We start from the raw sequence: 19,546 nt of genomic DNA on the forward strand, positions 1-19,546 counted from the left end.
ATGTCGCTCCCGGTCCACCTCGTCGAGTCCCTCGCCGGGACATCGGTCGGCTCGACCGTCGAGGTGACCGGTGACGAGGCGCACCACGCGGTGGCCGTACGCCGGCTGCGCGAGGGCGAGCGAGTCGTGCTGACCGACGGCCTCGGGACCTCGGCCACGGGCGAGGTCGCCTCGACCGGCAAGAAGGTCTTCACCGTCCGGGTCGACCAGGTCCGGACGGCCGAGCGGCCGGAGCCGGCGGTCACGGTCGTCCAGGCGCTGCCCAAGGGCGAGCGCGGCGAGCTCGCGGTCGAGGTGCTGACCGAGGTCGGAGTGGACCGCGTCGTGCCGTGGGCGGCCGCGCGGTCCGTCGCGGTCTGGAAGGGTGAGCGCGCGGTCAAGTCCCACGCCAGGTGGCAGGCGACCGCCCGCGAGGCCGCCAAGCAGTCGCGCCGCGCCTGGCTGCCGACCGTCACGCCGCTGGCGTCGACGGCCGACCTGGCGGCGCTGGTCGCCGAGGCGGACCTGGCCGTCGTGCTGCACGAGGACGCCACCGCGCCCCTGAGCGCGATCGACGTGCCTGCGGCGGGCCGGATCGTCGTGGTCGTCGGCCCGGAGGGGGGCGTCGCGCCCGAGGAGCTCGCCGCACTCACCGCGGCCGGGGCGCAGGCCGTACGCCTCGGCGCCGAGGTGCTGCGGACCTCCACCGCCGGGGTGGTGGCGGTCGCCGCCCTGCTGGCACGCACCCCGCGCTGGGGCTAGTCGACGACCGTGATCCGACGGGTGTCGACGTGGATCATGCCCTCGCCCGAGGGGTCGTCGGTCCGCGAGACCACGACGTAGTCGCCGGGCGGGACGTCGGACAGGTCGAGCGTCACGCGGAACGGGAACAGCCTGTCCTCGTAGCTGCCCGCGGTGGCCGGCACCTCGGCGACGACCTGACCGTCGTCGACGCGCTCGATGCGGGTCACGACGTTCCCCTCGAACGAGCTCGCCACGCCGCGGACCGTGAGCGGCTCGTCGTTGTCGACCTCGCGGCCCTCGGACGGGTCGGAGAGGGACACGTGCGCGAGCACCGCCAGGTCCGACCCCGCCGTCAACGGCTCCGCCGTCGGCACGCCGAGCACCGTCGGCACCGGCTCGCCGTCGACGAGCAGGCTGACCGGCACGCGGCCCTCGCCGTACACCCCCTGCGCCGTGCGGACGAGCTGCTCGAGCGCGAGCCGGGCGTCGGTGTCCGACATGCCGGCCGGCCGGTCGCGGACGTCACCGGTGATCGACACCGTGATGAGGTCGGCGCCGAAGTCATAGGTGTCGAGCGAGGTGCCGGCCGGCCACGACGACCCGTAGTCGGGGTCGAGCGCGTCACCGTGCAGGGCGGCGTCGAAGGCGAAGGTCTCGGCGGACATCGGTCCCGGCCCCCGCTGGAACTCGCGGTAGAGCCGTGGTCCGGACGGCGTGTCCCCGACGAAGTAGACCGGGACGAGGCGGTCCATCGCGTCCGGGAGGTCGCTGGCCGTCGTCGGCGCGGGCCCGACCGGGGCCGGCTGCGACGACGGCGCCCCACCGGTCGTCAGCGCGAACGCGGTGACCACCGAGGCGGCGAGCAGCCCGGCGCCGCCGGCCACCCACCAGCCCCGGCCGGTCCCGCGAGGAGCTGTCGCCGCCTGGATCGCGCCCCACCGGTCGCCCGGCTCGACGTCGTCGGCCACCTCGTGGAGCAGGTCGCGGATCAGCTGGTCGTTCATGACGGGTCCTCCCACCAGTCGCCGAGCAGCTCGCGCATCGCGGCGCCGCCCCGGTGCGCGTGTGCCTTGACCGAGCCGCGCGAGATGCCCAGCGCGTCGGCGATCTGCGCCTCCGACCAGTCGAGGTAGTAGCGCAGCACGAGCACCTCCCGCTGGCGGTCCGAGAGCCGGCGCAGCGCCTCCTTCACGGCGTCGCGCCGGGCACCGCCGACGGACGGCCCCTCGACCGTGACGTCGCCGAGCGTGCCCCTGCGCACGTGCCGCTCCACGACGGCGCGGTGGCGCAACGCCGAGCGGGAGCGGTTCACCACCGCCTGGCGCAGGTAGGCCAGCGCCTTGTCGGGGTCGCGCAGCCGCGCCCACTTCCCGTGCATCGCCACGAACGCGTCCTGCACGACGTCCTCGGCCGCCGCCTGGTCGTGCACGAGCAGGGCGGAGAGCCGGACGAGCTGGCGCCAGTGCGCGGCGTACAGCTGCTCGACCGCCTCGTCGGCGCCCGCGCCGCTGAGGTCGGGAGCGCTCACCGGCACCCTCCCTCGCGGTGGTCTGGTCTGGATGGTCACGCAGTGGGGACGCCCCGGCGCGCGACCCGGTTGACAGCTAGCCGACGGTGATCGTCCTCGTGTCGATCGCGGGTCCGTTGCCCTCGGCCCCGCCGCTGGGGTCGTCGGTCTCGCACTGCACCACGACCTCGCCCGTGACGCCGTCGAGCGGGATGTCGACCTGGAACGGGAAGAGCCGGTCCTCGGCCCAGCCCTCGGTCGAGTACGCGACCGTCGTCAGCTCCTGGCCGTCCTGGAGGAGGCGGCAGGGGCCGGACGCCTCGAACGTGTTGGCGTTGCCCGAGACGGTCAACACGTCCCGGGTGGTCGAGTCGCCCTCGGCGGGCGCGGTGATGTTGACGAGGTTGAGCGTCTTCATGGGGCTGCCCGCGGTGAACGGGGTCTCGGTGGAGAGGCCGAACAGCGACGGCTCGGTCTCGCTGCGCTCGATCACGACCGGGACGCGCTCCTGCTGCACGCCCTGCAGCGTGTAGACGAGCTGCTGGAGCGCGAGCCTCGCGGCACGCTTCGACATGCCGTCGGGGCGCTCGGTGAAGGCGTCGGTCGGGATGTCGACCACCAGCACGCCGTCGGTGGCCTGGACCGACGCGATCTCCATCTGGGGCCAGAGGGTGCGGTAGTCGGGGTCCTGGGGTGACCCGTTGCCGGCGATGATGCGGGCGGCCTCGGTCAGCGGGTCGCCGTCGACGCGCTGGAACTCCCGGAAGAGCGCCGTGCCGCGCGGCGCGTCCCCGGCGAAGTAGAGCGGTACGGCCGCGCCCGCCGATTCCTCCGGGGGTGCGTCGGTGGGCTCGTCCGTCGCCGCGTCCGACGGTTCGCCGGTCGGGGTCGGGTCCTCCGCCGCCGTCGGCGTCCCGGCGGAGGTGGGCTCGCCCGGTTCGTCGGAGACCGGGCGCTTGCCGTCACCCGCGCACCCGGCCAGGGCGAGGACGAGGGCGAGCGGCGCGAGGACGGCGAGCGCGCCGGCGCCGGTCCGGCGGCGCGCGGGACGACGGGTGGGGAAGGTCATGCGGGTCACGCTAGTTGGACGCGCGCCTCGTCCGTCCGGTCACACGCCGCGCGGAGCGGCCCTAGGCTGGTGCGATGAGCGCCACGTCGGACGACTGCATCTTCTGCACCATCATCGCGGGGGAGGTCCCCGCCGACGTCCTCGGCCGGAGCGAGCACGCCATCGCGTTCAAGGACCTCAACCCGCAGGCGCCGTTCCACGCGCTGGTCGTGCCGCTCGACCACCACGAGAACGCCGCCGCGTCGGCCGCCGCCGACCCCGCCACGCTGGGCCACCTGGTGACGCTCGCCGACGAGGTCGCCACGGCGTCGGGGAACCCGGACTACCGCCTGATCGCCAACACCGGCGCCGGCGCGGGGCAGACCGTGTTCCACACCCACCTGCACGTCCTCGGCGGTTCCGCGCGCCTGACCGAGCACCTCGTCTGATGCCGACGCGTCCGAGGCGTACGCGCCGCGCCCTCGCCACCCTGCTGGCCGCGGGCCTGCTGGCGCTCTCGGCGTGCGGCGGCTCCGACGGACGCGCCACCCAGCCGGCCGAGCCAGCCTCCCAGCCCGCCGCCGGACCAGCCCCCGAACCCGCCTCCGAGCCCGGTGCCGAGCCGCCGGCGGAGCCCGAGGGCGCCGGGCACGGTGGGCACTACGCCGAACCGGCCCGGTCGAAGCCGCTGCGGGCGGGGGAGACGCGCGAGACCATCGCGATGCCGGGCAGCTACACCCCGTCGGCGCCCTACGGCACGGGCACCGACGACTACCGGTGCTTCCTCCTCGACCCCCAGCTGGAGCGCGACACCTGGCTGACCGGCACCCAGGTGCTGCCCGGCAACCCCGAGGTCGTGCACCACGTGATCCTCTTCCAGGTCCCGCCCGGGCAGGTCGCGGCGGCCGAGGCCAAGGACGCCGCGGAGGAGGACGAGGGCTGGACCTGCTTCGGCGGCACCGGCCTCGACCGGTTCCAGGACGTCGACAACTCGTCGTGGATCGGTGCGTGGGCGCCGGGCGGCACCGAGACGGTGACCAAGCCCGGCTTCGGCACCCGCCTGGCGAAGGGGAGCCGGATCGTGATGCAGGTGCACTACAACCTGCTCGCCGGCCAGCAGCCCGACACCTCCGCCGCCCAGCTGCGCCTCGCGCCCGGGAAGCGCGACTACGAGGCCCTCACCACGATGCTCCTCCCGGCGCCGGTGGAGCTGCCGTGCCGGCCCCGGCACTCCGACGGGGCGCTCTGCGAGCGCGCCGCCGCCCTGGCCGACGTCAAGGAGCGCTTCGGCGCCGAGGGCAACACCGCCGACCTGCTGCACCTGCTGTGCGGCGGGGAGCCGCAGGCGGGCGAGGTGCAGTCGTGCGTACGCACGCTGGGGGAGCCGATCACGATCCACGGGGTCGCCGGCCACATGCACCTCCTGGGCCGCTCGATCAGGATCGAGGTCAACCCCGGCACGCCGCAGGCCAGGACCGTCCTCGACATCCCGGTGTGGGACTTCGACGACCAGGGCAGCCGGCCGATCGACCCCGTCCGGCTCGAGCCGTTCGAGCAGGTCGAGGTCACCTGTCGGCACGTGCAGTGGCTGCGCGACCGGCTGCCCTCCTTCGAGGGACAGCCCGACCGCTACGTCGTCTGGGGCGAGGGCACGACCGACGAGATGTGCCTCGGGATGCTGCAGGTCACCCACCCCTGACCGGGGTCCCGCCCATCGAGGTGGGCCGTACGCCGCCCGCTCGGTAGCATGGAGGGGCTCTGCCACCGACCCGGAAGGCCGCCCGCTCGGGCATCCATGACTGAGACGAACACCCCGCAGGAGAAGCCGACGCACACCGTCGTCGTTCCCAACAGCATCGACATGGTCTCGGTCCTCGGTCCGGGTGACGAGCACCTGCGGCTCATCGAGCGGGCCTTCCAGGCCGACGTCCACGTCCGCGGCAACCGGATCACCCTCGCCGGCGAGTCCGCCGAGGTGGCGATGGCCGAGCGGCTGCTCGACGAGGTCGTGACACTCGTCCGCACCGGCCAGGGCATCACCGGTGAGACCGTCGAGCGGATCATCCAGATGCTGCGCACGGAGACGCAGGAGCGCCCGGCCGACGTGCTGAGCCTCAACATCCTCTCCAACCGCGGCCGCACGATCCGCCCCAAGACGCTCAACCAGAAGCGCTACGTCGAGTCGATCGACAAGTCCACGATCACGTTCGGCATCGGCCCCGCCGGCACCGGCAAGACCTACCTCGCGATGGCCAAGGCCGTGCAGGCCCTGCAGGCCAAGGAGGTCAACCGGATCATCCTGAGCCGTCCTGCCGTCGAGGCGGGGGAGCGGCTCGGCTTCCTGCCCGGCACGCTGAGCGAGAAGATCGACCCCTACCTGCGCCCGCTCTACGACGCGCTGCACGACATGGTCGACCCGGAGACGATCCCCAAGCTGCTGGCCGCCGGCACGATCGAGGTCGCGCCGCTGGCGTTCCTGCGCGGACGCTCGCTCAACGACTCCTTCATCATCCTCGACGAGGCGCAGAACACGACGCCCGAGCAGATGAAGATGTTCCTGACCCGCCTCGGCTTCGGCTCGCGGATCGTCGTCACCGGCGACACCAGCCAGGTCGACCTGCCCTCGGGCACGCAGTCGGGCCTCCGGGTCGTCGAGGGCATCCTCGAGGGCGTCGACGACATCACGTTCTGCCGGTTGACCGGGACCGACGTCGTCCGGCACCGCCTGGTCGGCAGGATCGTGGAGGCCTACGAGGTCCACGACGCCGAGCGTGAGGCCGACCGCCCGAAGCCCACGACCGCCAAGGGTCCGCGCGACCGCTCCCGGGGCCCGCGATGAGCATCGAGGTCCTCAACGAGTCCGGCCTCGACGTCGACGTACGCCGCCTGTCGCGCCTCGCGCGCTTCGTGATGGACGAGATGCGGGTGCACCCGCAGGCCGAGCTGTGCATCAAGGCCGTCGACGAGGACACCATCGCCGGGCTCAACGAGCAGTGGATGGAGAAGGAGGGGCCGACCGACGTCCTCGCCTTCCCGATGGACGAGCTGCGGCCCGGCAAGGTCAACGAGGAGCCCGAGGAGGGGGTCCTCGGCGACCTCGTGCTGGCGCCGTCCGTCGCCGAGCGCCAGGGCGACGAGGCCGGTCACGGTCGCGAGGCCGAGATCGACCTGCTGACCGTGCACGGCATCCTGCACCTCCTCGGCTACGACCACGCCGAGCCCGAGGAGCACGCGGTGATGTTCGGGCTGCAGGGCGAGCTGCTCGACAAGTGGCGCGCCGCTCCCGAGCGCGCCTGACCGGGCCGAGATGACCGCCGACATCTGGCAGCTCGGCTCCGCCGCCCTGCTGGTGCTGCTCGCCGGGCTGTTCTCCGCCGCCGACGCTGCGCTCGCGAGCTTCTCCCGGGCCCGCGCCGAGGAGCTGCGGGCCGAGGGGCGCGCCGGGGCCGTACGCCTCGTGGCGCTGCTCGACGACCCGACCCGCTACCTCAACACCGCGCTGATGCTGCGGCTGCTGTGCGAGATCAGCGCGATCGTGCTGGTCGCGACGTGGGCCCGCGACGCCTACCACGGCTCGCCGGTGCCGACCTTCCTGACGACCATCGGCGTGATGCTGGTCGTGTCCTTCGTCGTGATCGGCGTCGCGCCGCGCACCATCGGCCGTCAGCACGACGCGTCGGTCGCGCTCGCCTCGGCGGGCCCGCTCTCGCTGGTCACCACGATCCTCGGACCGGTCCCGGCGCTGCTGATCATGCTGGGCAACGCGATCACCCCCGGCAAGGGCTTCAGCGAGGGGCCGTTCTCGACCGAGACCGAGCTGCGCGAGCTCGTCGACCTCGCCGAGGCGTCGGCGGTCATCGAGTCGGGCGAGCGCCGGATGATCCACTCGGTCTTCGAGCTCGGCGACACCATCACCCGCGAGGTGATGGTCCCGCGTCCCGACGTCGTCTACATCGAGCGCCACAAGAACCTGCGCCAGACCCTCTCGCTGTTCCTGCGCAGCGGCTACTCCCGGATCCCGGTGGTCGACGAGAACCTCGACGACATCGTCGGCATGGCCTACCTCAAGGACCTGGTCCGCAGGGACTTCGAGGCGCCCGACGTGGAGTTCACCCAGCGCGTCGACGAGGTGATGCGCCCGGTCCACTACGTGCCCGACTCCAAGCCGGTCGACGCGCTGCTCACCGAGCTCCAGGCCCGCCGTCAGCACATCGCCGTCGTGGTCGACGAGTACGGCGGCACCGCCGGCCTGATCACCATCGAGGACGTGCTCGAGGAGATCGTCGGCGAGATCACCGACGAGTACGACGCCGAGGAGGTCGAGGTCGAGCACGTGGACGGTGGGGCGATCCGGGTGTCCTCCCGCTACCCCGTCGACGACCTCGACGAGCTCGTCGGCTTCCCCGTCGAGGACGACGACGTCGACAGCGTCGGGGGCCTGATGGCCAAGCACCTCGGCAAGGTCCCGATCCCCGGCTCCGTGGTGGAGTGCCACGGCCTGCGGCTCGAGGCCGAGCGCGCCACCGGCCGGCGCAACAAGATCGAGACCGTGCTCGTGACCGTGCTGGGCATCGAGGGCGAGGACGCCGACGACGCGTCCGCGGTCAGCTCCTCCGGGCGCTGACCAGCACGTACTCCCAGCGCATGCGGCCACCGCCCTCGTCCGCCCCGGCGGCGAGCGCGTCGAGGGCGGCGTCGAGCTCGGCCACGCGGTCCGGCTGGCCGCTCAGGGCGCGGTACGCCATCAGGGTCGGCCCGTAGTTCTCGCGGAAGTAGTCCCGGAAGTCCGTCGGCCCGGGGAACAGGTCGACCTCGACGTGGTCGCGGACGAAGGCGAGGTCCGTCACCCGGTCGCCGAGCAGCCCGCGGACGTGCTCCTCGCTGCCCCACAGCGGGGGCGGCTGCACCCCCGCGGGCGGCGGCGGCACGAAGTCGCGCATCGTCGCGAACAACCGCCCGATGAATCCCTCGGGGGTCCAGCTGAGGACGCCGAGACGGCCGCCCGGGCGGAGCACCCGTACCAGCTCGTCGGCGGCCGCCTGGTGGTGCGGGGCGAACATCACGCCCACGACGCTCATCACCACGTCGTACGACGCGTCCGGCCACGGCAGGGCCTCGGCGTCCGCGACGACCCACTCGACCGGCGCGTCCGGATGGGCGGTGCGCCCGGCCTCGAGCAGCTCCGGGGTGAGGTCCGAGGCGACGACACGGGCGCCGGCCCGGGCGGCCGGCACGGCGGCGTTCCCGCTGCCCGCCGCGACGTCGAGCACGCGCTCGCCGGCCGCGGGGGCGAGCCGTGCGGCGATCCGCTCGCCGAGGACCGGGATCACCTCACGGGCGACGCGGTCGTAGTGGCTCGAGGCCCACATGGCGCGGTGCTTCTGCTTCAGCTGCTCGTCGTCGGCGCGCGGGGTCGTGCTGGTCGTGCTGGTCATCCGTCGGTCCTTCCCCTGTGTCCCATCCCTCCCTGGGTGGTGGACCCGACGCTAGGACTGCTGGTCCGGACCGACGAGTGCACGATCTGTACCACCGGCGGTGCCCAGGCGTAGCGTGCGCCGCATGGGCGCGAGCTATCGCCAGTTCTGCCCCGTCAGCAAGGCCATGGAGCTGCTCGACGAGCGCTGGACCCTGCTCGTCGTGCGGGAGCTGATCCTCGGCAGCGAGCACTTCAACGACCTGCGACGCGGCCTGCCGCGGATGTCCCCGAGCCTGCTGTCCCGGCGGCTCCAGCAGCTCTCCCGGGCGGGTGTCGTGGAGCGTGTGGAGGCCGACGGACAGGTGCGCTACCGGCTGACGGGTGCGGGCGAGGAGCTGCGACCCGTGGTCGAGGCGCTCGGCGTGTGGGGCACCCGCTGGATCCCCGACCTCGGGGACCCCGACCTCGACCCCAAGCTGCTGCTGTGGGACATGCACCGCAACGTCGACCACGACCGCGTCCCCCCGCGACGCACCGTGGTGTCGTTCGAGTTCGCCGACCTCGGACCCCGCCTGGCCCGGTGGTGGCTGGTGCTCTCGCCGGACGACGCGGACGTGTGCGACGTCGACCCGGGGGACGAGCCCGTCGCGCTGGTGCTGACGTCGCTGCGCACGCTCACCGAGGTCTGGCGCGGTGACCGCACCTGGGCCGGCGCCGTCGGCGACGACTCGTTGCGCGTCGTGGCGAGCCGCGACGTCGCCGGCGCGCTGCCGGGCTGGTTCCTGCTGTCGCCCTTCGCCCGAGTGCCGAGGCCGCGCGAGGGGAGCGTCTCCTAGGGTGGCGCCATGAGCGACGACCTGCCCGACCCCGAGGAGACGCTCGCGGCCGAGGACGCCAAGCTGGTGACCCTGGCCCGGGCCACCCGCGCCCGCGCCCGCGCGGTGCAGGGCGCAGCGGTGCGTGACCGCGACGGTCGGACGTACGCCGCCGCGAGCGTCGACCTGGCCCACCTCACGCTGTCCGCGCTCGACGTCTGCGTCGCGATGGCGGTGTCCTCGGCCTCCTCCGGGCTCGAGGCGGCCGTCGTGCTGCTCGACGGTGAGACCGACGAGGTCGACGTCCGCGCGGCCACCGACTTCGCCGGACCGGGCGTGCCGGTCCTGGTCGGGGACGGTCGGGGACGGATCCGCACGCGGCTCGCGACCGGCGGAGCATGACACAACTGGTTGTGCAGCACAACCAGTTGTGAGCAAGGAGATAGTCGCTCGCGCCGCTCCGGCGCAGTCGCTAGCGTGACCGCGTGCGTACGCCTGTGGGATGGGAGCGGCACTCCGCGGGAGTGGCGCGGCTGACGGAGTCCTACGACGCCCTCCCGGCCGGCTCGCCGGTGCGGCTCGCCAAGCGCACCAGCAACCTGTTCCGCGGCCGTGCCGAGCTGGGCCCCGGCCTCGACGTCACCGGCCTCGACGGGGTGATCGAGGTCGACGGCGACGTCGCCGAGGTCCAGGGCATGTGCACCTACGAGCACCTCGTCGAGGTGACCCTGGCCACCGGGCGGATCCCGCTCGTGGTGCCGCAGCTGCGCACGATCACGCTCGGCGGTGCGGTGACCGGTCTCGGGATCGAGTCGACCAGCTTCCGCAGCGGCCTCCCGCACGAGTCGGTGCTCGAGATGGACGTGCTCACCGGCTCCGGCGAGGTCGTCACCACCACGCCGGGTGACGCGCTCTTCGACGCGTTCCCCAACTCCTACGGCTCGCTCGGCTACGCCACCCGCCTGCGCATCGAGCTCGAGCCGGTCCCGCCGTTCGTCGCGCTGCGGCACGTGCGCTTCGACGACGCGTCCGCGCTGGCCGACGCCGTCTCGCGCATCGTCGAGGAGGGCGCCTGGGCGGGGGAGCGCGTCGACGGCCTCGACGGCGTCGCGTTCGCCCCCGGCGAGCTCTACCTCACCCTCGCTCGGTGGACCGACGAGCCCGGACCGACCAGCGACTACACGCGCCAGCAGGTCTTCTACCGCTCGCTGCAGCAGCGCGCGTCCGACCGGCTCACCATCCTCGACTACCTCTGGCGCTGGGACACCGACTGGTTCTGGTGCTCGCGCGCCTTCGGTGCCCAGCACCCGCTCGTACGCCGGGTGTGGCCCCGCCGCCTGCGGCGCTCCGACGTGTACTGGAGGCTCGTCGCGCTCGACCGCCGCTTCGGCATCGGCGACCGGCTCGACCGTCGCGCCGGCCGTCCGCAGGGCGAGCGGGTCGTGCAGGACGTCGAGGTGCCGGTCGACCGGCTCGCGGAGTTCCTCGGGTGGTTCGACGCCGAGGTCGGGATGCGACCGGTGTGGCTGTGCCCCCTGCGGCTGCGCCGCGGGGGCAGCGAGCGACCGTGGCCCGGCTACCCGCTGTCGGCCGGGCGGACCTACGTCAACGTCGGCTTCTGGGGCGTCGTCAACGTCGGGCCCGAGGCGCCGACGTCCCCGCGCAACCGGGCGATCGAGGCCGAGGTGTCCGCGCTCGGCGGGCACAAGAGCCTCTACTCCGAGGCCTTCTACGACCGCGAGGAGTTCGACCGCCTCTACGGCGGCGCGCACCTCGCGAGCGTGAAGGCGCAGCACGACCCGCAGGACCGGCTCACATCCCTCTTCGACAAGGTGGTGCAACGACGATGAGCTCGCGCTCGACCTCCACTCCCCAGGCCCGCATCTCCATCGGCGAGGCGATGGACCGCCTCGTGCGCGGCGGGCTGCCGGTGCGCTTCACGGCGTACGACGGCAGCAGCGCGGGTCCCCCGGACGCGGAGATCGGGCTGCACCTGACGAACCAGCGCGGGCTGTCCTACCTGATGACCGCCCCCGGCGACCTCGGCATGGCCCGCGCCTACGTCAGCGGCGACCTCGACCTCGTCGGCACGCACCCCGGCGACCCCTACGAGGCGCTCGTCCTGCTCAAGGACCACACGAAGTTCCGGATGCCCGGACCGTCGGAGGCGCTGCAGATCGCCCGCGGCCTCGGCCTCTCGCACCTGCGTCCACCCGCCCCGCCGCCCCAGGAGCACCTGCCGCGCTGGCGCCGCGCCGTCGAGGGGCTGCGGCACTCGATGATGCGTGACGCCGAGGTCATCTCGCACCACTACGACGTGTCCAACCGCTTCTACGAGATGGTCCTGGGTCCGTCGATGGCCTACACCTGCGCCCTCTACGAGGCCCCCGACGCGACCCTCGAGGAGGCGCAGTCCGCCAAGTTCGACCTCGTCGCCCGCAAGCTCGACCTGCAGCCGGGCCAGCGGCTGCTCGACGTCGGGTGCGGCTGGGGCACGATGGTGCGCCACGCCGCCCGCGAGTACGGCGTCCGCGCCCTCGGCGTGACGCTGTCCCTCGAGCAGGCGCAGTGGGCGAAGGAGGCCATCGACCGGGAGGGCCTCGGCGACCTCGCCGAGGTTCGCCACCTCGACTACCGCGACGTGGTCGAGACCGGGTTCGACGCGATCAGCTCGATCGGGCTCACCGAGCACATCGGCGTGCGCAACTACCCGTCCTACTTCGGGCACCTGCGCGACCGGCTCAAGCCCGGCGGCCGCCTGCTCAACCACAGCATCACGCGACGCCACAACCGCCGACAGGAGACCGGCGCGTTCATCGACCGCTACGTCTTCCCCGACGGGGAGCTCATCGGCTCCGGCACGATCGTCGCCGCCGCCCAGGACCAGGGCCTCGAGGTGCAGCACAGCGAGAACCTGCGCCTGCACTACGCCTCGACGCTGCGCGACTGGAACCGCAACCTCGTCGAGAACTGGGACGAGTGCGTGGCCGAGGTGGGGGAGGGCACCGCGCGCGTGTGGGGCCTCTACATCGCCGGGTCGCGGGTCGGGTTCGAGCGTGACGAGGTCGAGCTGCACCAGGTGCTCGCCACGCGCAACCACGCCGACGGCCGGTCCGACTTCCCGATGCGCCCCACGTGGTGACGCAGCGATAACCTCCTCGGGTGAGCACCCGCGCAGCGCAGTTCCAGGCGACCGTCCGTCGCCGCGAGTCGCTGTCGGACCACCTCGTGCGTCTGGTCCTCGACGGCCTCGACGACCTCACCTCCACCGGCATCGCCGACGAGTGGGTCGGTCTCGTGGTGCCCGGCCAGTTCCAGAGCCGCTACTACACCGTGCGCTCCTTCGCCGACGGTGAGCTGACCCTCGACGTCGTCGTCCACGACGTCGGCCTGGTCACCGAGTGGGCGATGCGCGACTGCGTGGGCGACGTCGTGACCATCACCGAGCCGAAGGCGTCGTTCCTGCCGCCCGCCGGGGCGACGTGGCTGCTCCTGGTCGGCGACCTCACCGCCCTGCCCGCGATGGCGCGGATCGCCGAGACCCACCCCGACCTCACGACGTACGTCATGGCCGAGGTGCCCGAGCAGGACCAGCGGGCCCTGACGGGCTACCTGCCCGACACCGCCACGGTGACGTGGCTCGCGCCGCCGGGCCCGGGCCGGAGCGGGCTCGCCGAGGTCGTCGAGGGCATCGACTGGCCGCCGGGCGAGGGCTACTTCTGGATGGCCGGCGAGTCCGCCCAGATGCGGGCCATCCGCAAGCACCTGATGCGGGAGGTCGGGCTGCCCACCACCCACTACGACGTCATGGGCTACTGGCGCGCCACCGCCGCACGCCAGCCGCGTGCGGTCGACCCCGGCCCGATCTGGCGGGCGGGCAAGGCCGAGGGCAAGAGCGACGAGCAGATCTGGGCTGACTACGACGCGGCACGGGAGGCGAGCGATGGCTGATCACGACGAGCCCATCAGCAAGGACGTCGAGTACCTCGAGGACGACGTGGACCTCGAGGACCTCGAGGACCTCGAGGACGACGAGGACGACCTCGACGAGAACGACGACGACGACGAGTTCGACCTGTCCGGGGTCGCCCCGGCGGGCGCGTTCTACTCCGCGCCCGAGGGCTTCCGCAGCGGCTTCGCGTCCTTCGTCGGGCGGCCGAACGCCGGGAAGTCGACGCTCACCAACGCGCTCGTGGGGCAGAAGATCGTCATCACGTCCTCGAAGCCGCAGACCACCCGCAACGTGGTCCGCGGGATCGTGCACCGTGACGACGCCCAGCTGATCCTCGTCGACACGCCGGGGCTGCACCGGCCGCGGACCCTCCTGGGCGAGCGCCTCAACGACCTCGTGCGGACCACGTGGGCCGAGGTCGACGTGGTGGCGGTGTGCTTCCCCGCCAACGAGAAGATCGGGCCCGGCGACCGGTTCCTCGTCACCGAGCTCGCCAAGGTGCGGCGTACGGTCCGCATCGCCGTCGCCACCAAGACCGACCTCGTGACGCCCGAGCAGCTGGCCACGCACCTCATGGACATCGCCGCGCTGGGCGAGGAGACGTCGACCGAGTGGGCCGAGATCGTGCCCGTCTCCGCCGTCGCCGGCGACCAGGTGGGCCTGCTCGCCGACCTGCTGGTCGCGCTGATGCCCGAGGGGCCGCCGCTCTACCCCGACGGCGACCTCACCGACGCCCCCGAGGAGGCGCTCGCCGCCGACCTGATCCGCGAGGCGGCCCTCGAGGGCGTGCGCGACGAGCTCCCGCACTCGATCGCCGTCGTCGTCGAGGAGATGGGGCTGCGGGAGGGCCGGCCCGACGACAAGCCGCTGCTCGACATCGTGGCCAACCTCTACGTCGAGCGCGACTCCCAGAAGGGCATCATGATCGGCCACAAGGGCTCGCGTCTGCGCGCCGTGGGCACGGCCGCGCGCACCCAGATCGAGGCGCTGCTCGGCACGCCGGTCTACCTCGACCTGCAGGTCAAGATCGCCAAGGACTGGCAGCGCGACCCGCGGCAGCTGCGCAAGCTCGGCTTCTAGCCTCGACGCGAGGTCCGGTCAGTCCGGGACCCAACAGATCCCGTAGCGCTGCCCGGCGTCCCACTGCTCCTCGGTCGGGCCCTCCTGCGCCCAGGTGAAGTCGAGCGGGTCCGACGCGCTGGAGGCCGCAGCGTCGCGGCAGGGTGCGTCCATCAGGCCGGCGACGGCGCCCGGCTTCGGCAGCCGCTTCCCCGCGATGTCGACGGTCGAGACGGCACGCCACGCGTGCGTCGCGCCGCACGTGACGCGGCGGAAGCCCGGGGTCCCCGGCGCCGCCGTGGCGCACATCTCCGGACCCGCCCAGCCCTTGGTCCGACGGGGGAGCGGCAGGAGGGTCCGCGGGGCGGCGACCGCGACCACGTCGCAGCGGAACCAGTCGGCGCCGGCGGCCGCCCGGTCCGGGCTCGGGGTGAACCACACCGCCTGCGCCATGCTCAGCCGCAGCTCGCGAGGCGTACGCCCGAGGTGCTGGGGGAGCCGGTTCGTGCACGCCCGGCGCATCTGGCGCTGGGCGGCCTGCGAGTCCACCCGCCGCGTGAAGCCGGACTTCGTCGTGAGGTCCAGGCGTCCGACGAAGTAGGTCTGGGCCGTGTGCTTGCGACGGCACGCGACCGGCGCCGTGCGGGTCCCCACCGCGACCGCCTGCCGGAAGGTCAGCCGGTGGCACTCGCCGACCTCCGGCGTGGGCCCGGGATCGGGTGGCGGGGTGGTCTCGGTCGGCGACGCGGAGGACGACGTCGGGGCGTCGGCCGACTCCGACGGTCCGCCCGGCTGCGAGGGCGAGGACGTGCAGCCGGTCAGGAGGACCGCGGCAGCGACCGCCACGAGGAGCCGCGTCATCGCATCACCAGGGCCGCGAGCGTCCCGCCGAGCTCGTACGCCTGCGCGCGCTCCGGGTCGCCGACCTCGCCGACGACGTCGAGCACGGGTGCCGCCTGCCGCCAGGGCAGCGCCGAGACGATGGACTGCACGGAACGCACGGCGCCCGCGGTGTCGTAGCGGCCGTGCACGTAGAGCGCGTACGGCTTCCGCCCGCCCTCGGCCGACGTGGCCGAGCCGTCCGCGCCGAGCGCTCCGCCCACCTGCAGGAACGTCGAGTCGAAGAAGTGCTTGAGCGCACCACTCATGTAGCCGAAGTTCGCCGGGGTGCCGAGCACGCAGCCGTCGGCGCCGAGGACGTCGTCCGCCGAGGCCTCGAGCGCCGGACGGAGCACGACCTCGACGTCGTCGATCGCGTCGTCGCAGGCACCGGCCACGACCGCCTCGGTGAGGGCCGCCACCGACGGGGTCGGCGAGTGGTGGACGATCAGCAGGCGCGGCACGTGCCGAGGCTACTCACCGACCGATGGGCGGGCGTACGGTCCTCGGGTGACGTTCGACGTGTCGGGCGATGACTACGACCGCTTCATGGGCCGCTACTCCCGGCCGCTGGCGACGCGCCTCGCCGACTGGCTCGAGGTGAACGAGGGCCAGCGCGCCACCGACGTCGGCTGTGGTCCCGGCGCCCTGACCGAGCAGCTCGTCGCGCGGCTCGGTGCCGACCGGGTCCGCGCGATCGACCCGTCCGCCTCCTTCGTCGAGGCCTGCCGTGAGCGCTTCCCCGGTGCGGACGTGCGCCGGGGCGCGGCCGAGTCGTTGCCGTACGGCGACGCGACCTGCGACGTCGCGGCCGCCTGCCTCGTCGTCCACTTCATGTCCGACCCCGTCGCGGGTCTCCGGGAGATGAGGCGCATCACCCGTCCCGGAGGATGGGTCGGCGCGACGGTGTGGGACCTCGCCGGCAACCGCGCCCCGATGTGGCCGCTCTGGGACGCGGTGGCCGAGCTCCAGCCCGACCACCCGGGCGAGAGGGAGTTCCCCGGCGGCACCCGCGAGGGCCTGGTCGAGATCCTCGAGGGAGCGGCGCTGCGCGACGTCGAGTCCGTCGAGCTCGCCGTCACCGTCACCCACCCGACCTTCGAGGAGTGGTGGGAGCCCTACCTCCACGGCGTCGGTCCGGCCGGCGACGCGGTCGCTGCCCTCGGCGCGGACGGCCGCGAGCGGCTCGAGGAGGCGCTCCGCCGGCGTCTCGGCGACGGTCCCTTCGACCTCACCGCGGTGGCCCACGCCGCGCGCGGGCGAGCCTGACCGCGGCCCGAGGACGAGCGCGAGGACGAGCGTGGGGACGGGCTCGACGTCTCAGCACGCGGGAGGGACGGGACGTCCCGCAGGAGAGGGGGCTACCCTCAGGGGGTCATGATGCGCAGCCTCCTCCTTCGCTGCCGCAACGAGGCCTAGAGCCGGCTTCCTCGTTGCGGAGTGTGGCGCGCGCCGGTCGCCCATCGCAGACCGACCTCCCGAGGACACCATGACCAACCTGAGCAACACCGCCAACCAGCAGGGCACGAGCCCGATGCCGTTCGGCCGCTACACGCCGTTCGTGCCCGTGGACGTGCCCGACCGCACCTGGCCGACGAAGAAGGTCGAGAAGGCGCCGCGCTGGCTGTCCACCGACCTGCGCGACGGCAACCAGGCACTCATCGACCCGATGACGCCGGCTCGCAAGCTCACCATGTTCGAGCTGCTGGTGGCGATGGGCTACAAGGAGATCGAGGTCGGCTTCCCGAGCGCCAGCCAGACCGACTTCGACTTCGTCCGCAAGCTCGTCGAGGAGGACCGGATCCCCGACGACGTGCAGATCTCGGTGCTGACGCAGGCCCGCGAGGACCTCATCGAGCGCACCATCGACTCGCTCGTCGGAGCGCCCCGCGCCACGGTGCACCTCTACAACGCGACGGCGCCGCTCTTCCAGCGCGTCGTCTTCAACGTCACGCCCGACGAGTGCCGCAACATCGCCGTGCGCGGCACCGAGATGGTGATGAAGTACGCCGAGGAGCGCCTCGGCTCCCTCGTGGGCAGCCAGGACTTCGGCTACCAGTACAGCCCCGAGATCTTCACGCAGTCCGACACCGACTTCGCCCTGAGCGTGTGCGAGGCGGTCTCCGACGTGTGGCAGCCCGAGGCCGGGCGCGAGATCATCCTCAACCTGCCCGCCACGGTCGAGATGTCGACGCCCAACACCTACGCCGACCAGATCGAGTACTTCGGGCGCGGCCTGACCCGCCGCGAGCACTCCGCGATCAGCCTGCACCCGCACAACGACCGCGGGACCGCGGTCGCCGCCACCGAGCTGGGCCTGATGGCCGGCGCCGACCGCGTCGAGGGCTGCCTGTTCGGCCACGGCGAGCGCACCGGCAACGTCGACCTGGTCACCCTCGCGATGAACCTCTTCAGCCAGGGCATCGACCCGCAGGTCGACCTCGGCGACATCGACGAGGTGCGGCGCACCGTCGAGTACTGCACCAACCTGCCGGTCCACCCGCGCCACCCCTACGCGGGCGACCTCGTCTACACCGCCTTCTCCGGCTCCCACCAGGACGCCATCAAGAAGGGCCTGGAGGACCTCGACAAGAAGGCCGCCGCGCTGGGCGTCGACGTGCGCGACCTGCCGTGGGAGGCGCCGTACCTCCCCATCGACCCCAAGGACGTCGGTCGCACCTACGAGGCCGTGATCCGGGTCAACAGCCAGTCCGGCAAGGGCGGCGTCGCCTACGTCCTCAAGTCCGAGCACAAGCTCGACCTGCCGCGTCGCGCGCAGATCGAGTTCAGCCGGGTGGTGCAGCAGCACACCGACACCGAGGGCGGCGAGATCACGCCCGAGGAGATCTGGTCGGTCTTCCGCGCCGAGTACCTCGACCGCGAGACGCCCCTCAAGCTCAACTCCGTGCACACCTCCAGCGCCGCCGGCGAGAAGGACCAGCTCACCGTCGGGGTCTACGTCGACGGTGAGCGCCGCGAGCTCACCGGGCAGGGCAACGGCCCGATCGCCGCGTTCGTCGATGCGATCGCCGAGGTCGGCCACGACGTACGCGTCCTCGACTACGCCGAGCACGCGCTGTCCGCCGGTGGCGACGCCATCGCCGCGGCCTACGTCGAGTGTGCCGTGTCCTCGCCCGCCGGTGACAAGGTGCTGTGGGGGGTGGGGCTCGACGCCAACATCGTCACCGCCTCCCTCAAGGCCGTGATCAGCGCCGTCAACCGCGCCTGAGCGCTACATTCGCTCCATGCTGGTGAGCGAGCGGATCGGTCAGCTCTTCGTCGAGTCCGACGGCGGGCGGGACCGGCTCGAGTACACCGAGTACGGATCGGGCGACGAGTGGGTCGTGCTCCTGCACGGCCTGCTCATGCCCCGCCGGATGCAGCAGCCGCTCGCGCGGGCGATGGCCGCGCAGGGCCTGCACGTCGTCACCCTCGACCTGCTGGGGCACGGTCGCTCGGACCAGCCCGCCGACCCGCTCGTCTACTCGATGACGTCGTTCGCCGAGCAGGTCGTCGCGCTGCTCGACCACCTCGGTGCCGACCAGGCCGTCATCGGCGGCACGTCCCTCGGGGCCAACGTCTCGCTCGAGGTCGCCGTCATCGCCCCCGAGCGGGTCAAGGGCCTGGTCGTCGAGATGCCGGTGCTCAACAACGCCCTGGTCGCCGGCCTGCTCGCGTTCGTCCCGATCATGCTCGCGGCGCGCTACCTGCCCGTCACCGCCAACGTCCTGCAGCGGGCGTCCCGCTCGGTGCCGCGCGGGCTGGTGCCCTTCTGGGCGGGGGTCGGGCTCGACACGGTCGACCACCGCGCCGACGCGCTCGCCGCGGTGCTGCACGGCGTGATCTTCGGCCGGATCGCGCCGTCGTCGGCGCAGCGTCGGCGGATCCAGGCACCGGTCTTCGTCGTCGGCCACCCGACCGACCCGATCCACCCCTTCGTCGACGCCGACATGCTCGCCGCCGAGCTGCCGAACGCCCGCTTCGAGCGCGCCACGTCGATCCTCGAGTGGCGCGTGCGTCCCGACCGGCTCACGCGCGCGGCCGCCGACTTCGCCCTCGAGTGCTGGGCCACGCCGGTGCAGACCCGGGGCCGGGCGCGGAAACGCTGACGCCGCACCAGGCCCCGGCGGGGTCCGTGGGGGACAAT

21 protein-coding genes are annotated in these 19,546 nt (G+C 73.0%); 15 read left to right on the top strand and 6 right to left on the bottom strand.

The features are described from left to right. On the top strand, window positions 1-741 hold the full coding sequence (locus tag F4692_RS14690) for a 16S rRNA (uracil(1498)-N(3))-methyltransferase (protein WP_179620335.1): 741 nt from the start codon (window positions 1-3) through the stop codon (window positions 739-741). On the opposite strand, the gene F4692_RS14695 is transcribed toward F4692_RS14690, so the two are convergent. From F4692_RS14695 to F4692_RS14705, 3 genes are all read right to left on the bottom strand, one after another. After that, the gene (locus F4692_RS14695; protein ID WP_179620336.1) at window positions 738-1,727 is read right to left on the bottom strand and encodes a Gmad2 immunoglobulin-like domain-containing protein; all 990 of its coding nucleotides are present in this window, start codon (window positions 1,725-1,727) and stop codon (window positions 738-740) included. The two genes, F4692_RS14690 and F4692_RS14695, sit on opposite strands and share 4 nt — an antisense overlap. After that, window positions 1,724-2,251 (bottom strand): SigE family RNA polymerase sigma factor, encoded by a 528-nt coding sequence (locus F4692_RS14700; protein ID WP_308645315.1) that lies wholly within the window; start codon window positions 2,249-2,251, stop codon window positions 1,724-1,726. The genes F4692_RS14695 and F4692_RS14700 overlap by 4 nt, the downstream gene beginning before the upstream one ends. Before the next feature lie 76 nt (window positions 2,252-2,327). Further along, the gene (locus F4692_RS14705; RefSeq protein ID WP_179620338.1) at window positions 2,328-3,299 is read right to left on the bottom strand and encodes a Gmad2 immunoglobulin-like domain-containing protein; all 972 of its coding nucleotides are present in this window, start codon (window positions 3,297-3,299) and stop codon (window positions 2,328-2,330) included. A 74-nt stretch (window positions 3,300-3,373) separates the two neighbouring features. Between F4692_RS14705 and F4692_RS14710 the strand changes: the two genes are divergently transcribed. The 5 genes from F4692_RS14710 to F4692_RS14730 all read left to right on the top strand — a co-directional run bounded on the left by F4692_RS14710 (window position 3,374) and on the right by F4692_RS14730 (window position 7,902). After that, complete coding sequence (locus F4692_RS14710; RefSeq protein ID WP_179620339.1) at window positions 3,374-3,727, top strand: HIT domain-containing protein; 354 nt, start codon at window positions 3,374-3,376, stop codon at window positions 3,725-3,727. Then, window positions 3,727-4,977 (top strand): hypothetical protein, encoded by a 1,251-nt coding sequence (locus F4692_RS14715; protein ID WP_179620340.1) that lies wholly within the window; start codon window positions 3,727-3,729, stop codon window positions 4,975-4,977. Before F4692_RS14710 ends, F4692_RS14715 begins: the two co-directional genes overlap by 1 nt. A 96-nt stretch (window positions 4,978-5,073) precedes the next feature. Beyond that, on the top strand, window positions 5,074-6,117 hold the full coding sequence (locus F4692_RS14720; RefSeq protein ID WP_179620341.1) for a PhoH family protein: 1,044 nt from the start codon (window positions 5,074-5,076) through the stop codon (window positions 6,115-6,117). Continuing rightward, window positions 6,114-6,575: an rRNA maturation RNase YbeY gene (ybeY, locus tag F4692_RS14725; protein ID WP_179620342.1), complete on the top strand. Its 462-nt coding sequence runs from the start codon at window positions 6,114-6,116 to the stop codon at window positions 6,573-6,575. The genes F4692_RS14720 and ybeY overlap by 4 nt, the downstream gene beginning before the upstream one ends. Before the next feature lie 10 nt (window positions 6,576-6,585). Next, window positions 6,586-7,902, top strand: a complete 1,317-nt coding sequence (locus tag F4692_RS14730; RefSeq protein ID WP_179620343.1) for a hemolysin family protein — start codon at window positions 6,586-6,588, stop codon at window positions 7,900-7,902. Here F4692_RS14730 and F4692_RS14735 read toward each other — a convergent pair. Further along, window positions 7,883-8,713, bottom strand: coding sequence for a class I SAM-dependent methyltransferase (locus F4692_RS14735; RefSeq protein ID WP_179620344.1), 831 nt, complete (start codon window positions 8,711-8,713; stop codon window positions 7,883-7,885). The two genes, F4692_RS14730 and F4692_RS14735, sit on opposite strands and share 20 nt — an antisense overlap. Before the next feature lie 124 nt (window positions 8,714-8,837). On the opposite strand from F4692_RS14735, the gene F4692_RS14740 reads away from it, so the two are divergent. The 6 genes from F4692_RS14740 to era all read left to right on the top strand — a co-directional run bounded on the left by F4692_RS14740 (window position 8,838) and on the right by era (window position 14,541). After that, window positions 8,838-9,530 (top strand): winged helix-turn-helix transcriptional regulator, encoded by a 693-nt coding sequence (locus F4692_RS14740; protein WP_179620345.1) that lies wholly within the window; start codon window positions 8,838-8,840, stop codon window positions 9,528-9,530. A gap of 9 nt (window positions 9,531-9,539) precedes the next feature. Continuing rightward, a complete protein-coding gene (locus tag F4692_RS14745; RefSeq protein WP_179620346.1) occupies window positions 9,540-9,911 on the top strand; it encodes a cytidine deaminase in 372 nt (123 codons plus the stop codon). Between the two features lie 83 nt (window positions 9,912-9,994). Next, window positions 9,995-11,359: an FAD-binding oxidoreductase gene (locus F4692_RS14750; protein ID WP_179620347.1), complete on the top strand. Its 1,365-nt coding sequence runs from the start codon at window positions 9,995-9,997 to the stop codon at window positions 11,357-11,359. Beyond that, window positions 11,356-12,651 (top strand): class I SAM-dependent methyltransferase, encoded by a 1,296-nt coding sequence (locus tag F4692_RS14755; RefSeq protein WP_179620348.1) that lies wholly within the window; start codon window positions 11,356-11,358, stop codon window positions 12,649-12,651. Before F4692_RS14750 ends, F4692_RS14755 begins: the two co-directional genes overlap by 4 nt. Before the next feature lie 20 nt (window positions 12,652-12,671). Further along, window positions 12,672-13,460: a siderophore-interacting protein gene (locus F4692_RS14760; protein WP_179620349.1), complete on the top strand. Its 789-nt coding sequence runs from the start codon at window positions 12,672-12,674 to the stop codon at window positions 13,458-13,460. Then, complete coding sequence (gene era, locus F4692_RS14765) at window positions 13,453-14,541, top strand: GTPase Era (RefSeq protein WP_179620350.1); 1,089 nt, start codon at window positions 13,453-13,455, stop codon at window positions 14,539-14,541. Before F4692_RS14760 ends, era begins: the two co-directional genes overlap by 8 nt. Window positions 14,542-14,559: 18 nt before the next feature. Here the strand turns inward: era and F4692_RS14770 are convergent, their stop codons facing one another. Then, window positions 14,560-15,381, bottom strand: coding sequence for a septum formation family protein (locus F4692_RS14770; RefSeq protein WP_179620351.1), 822 nt, complete (start codon window positions 15,379-15,381; stop codon window positions 14,560-14,562). After that, window positions 15,378-15,863, bottom strand: a complete 486-nt coding sequence (locus tag F4692_RS14775) for a flavodoxin family protein (RefSeq protein WP_179620352.1) — start codon at window positions 15,861-15,863, stop codon at window positions 15,378-15,380. The genes F4692_RS14770 and F4692_RS14775 overlap by 4 nt, the downstream gene beginning before the upstream one ends. A gap of 46 nt (window positions 15,864-15,909) precedes the next feature. Between F4692_RS14775 and F4692_RS14780 the strand changes: the two genes are divergently transcribed. The 3 genes from F4692_RS14780 to F4692_RS14790 all read left to right on the top strand — a co-directional run bounded on the left by F4692_RS14780 (window position 15,910) and on the right by F4692_RS14790 (window position 19,508). Then, window positions 15,910-16,668 (top strand): class I SAM-dependent methyltransferase, encoded by a 759-nt coding sequence (locus F4692_RS14780; protein WP_179620353.1) that lies wholly within the window; start codon window positions 15,910-15,912, stop codon window positions 16,666-16,668. A gap of 220 nt (window positions 16,669-16,888) precedes the next feature. Continuing rightward, entirely contained in the window at window positions 16,889-18,628 is a 1,740-nt protein-coding gene (leuA, locus tag F4692_RS14785; protein WP_179620354.1) for a 2-isopropylmalate synthase, read from the top strand. A gap of 16 nt (window positions 18,629-18,644) precedes the next feature. Continuing rightward, window positions 18,645-19,508, top strand: a complete 864-nt coding sequence (locus F4692_RS14790) for an alpha/beta fold hydrolase (protein ID WP_179620355.1) — start codon at window positions 18,645-18,647, stop codon at window positions 19,506-19,508. The last annotated feature ends 38 nt before the right edge of the window (window positions 19,509-19,546 follow it).

It is taken from the genome of Nocardioides cavernae (assembly GCF_013410035.1).
In the GTDB taxonomy this organism is placed as follows: domain Bacteria; phylum Actinomycetota; class Actinomycetes; order Propionibacteriales; family Nocardioidaceae; genus Nocardioides; species Nocardioides cavernae_A.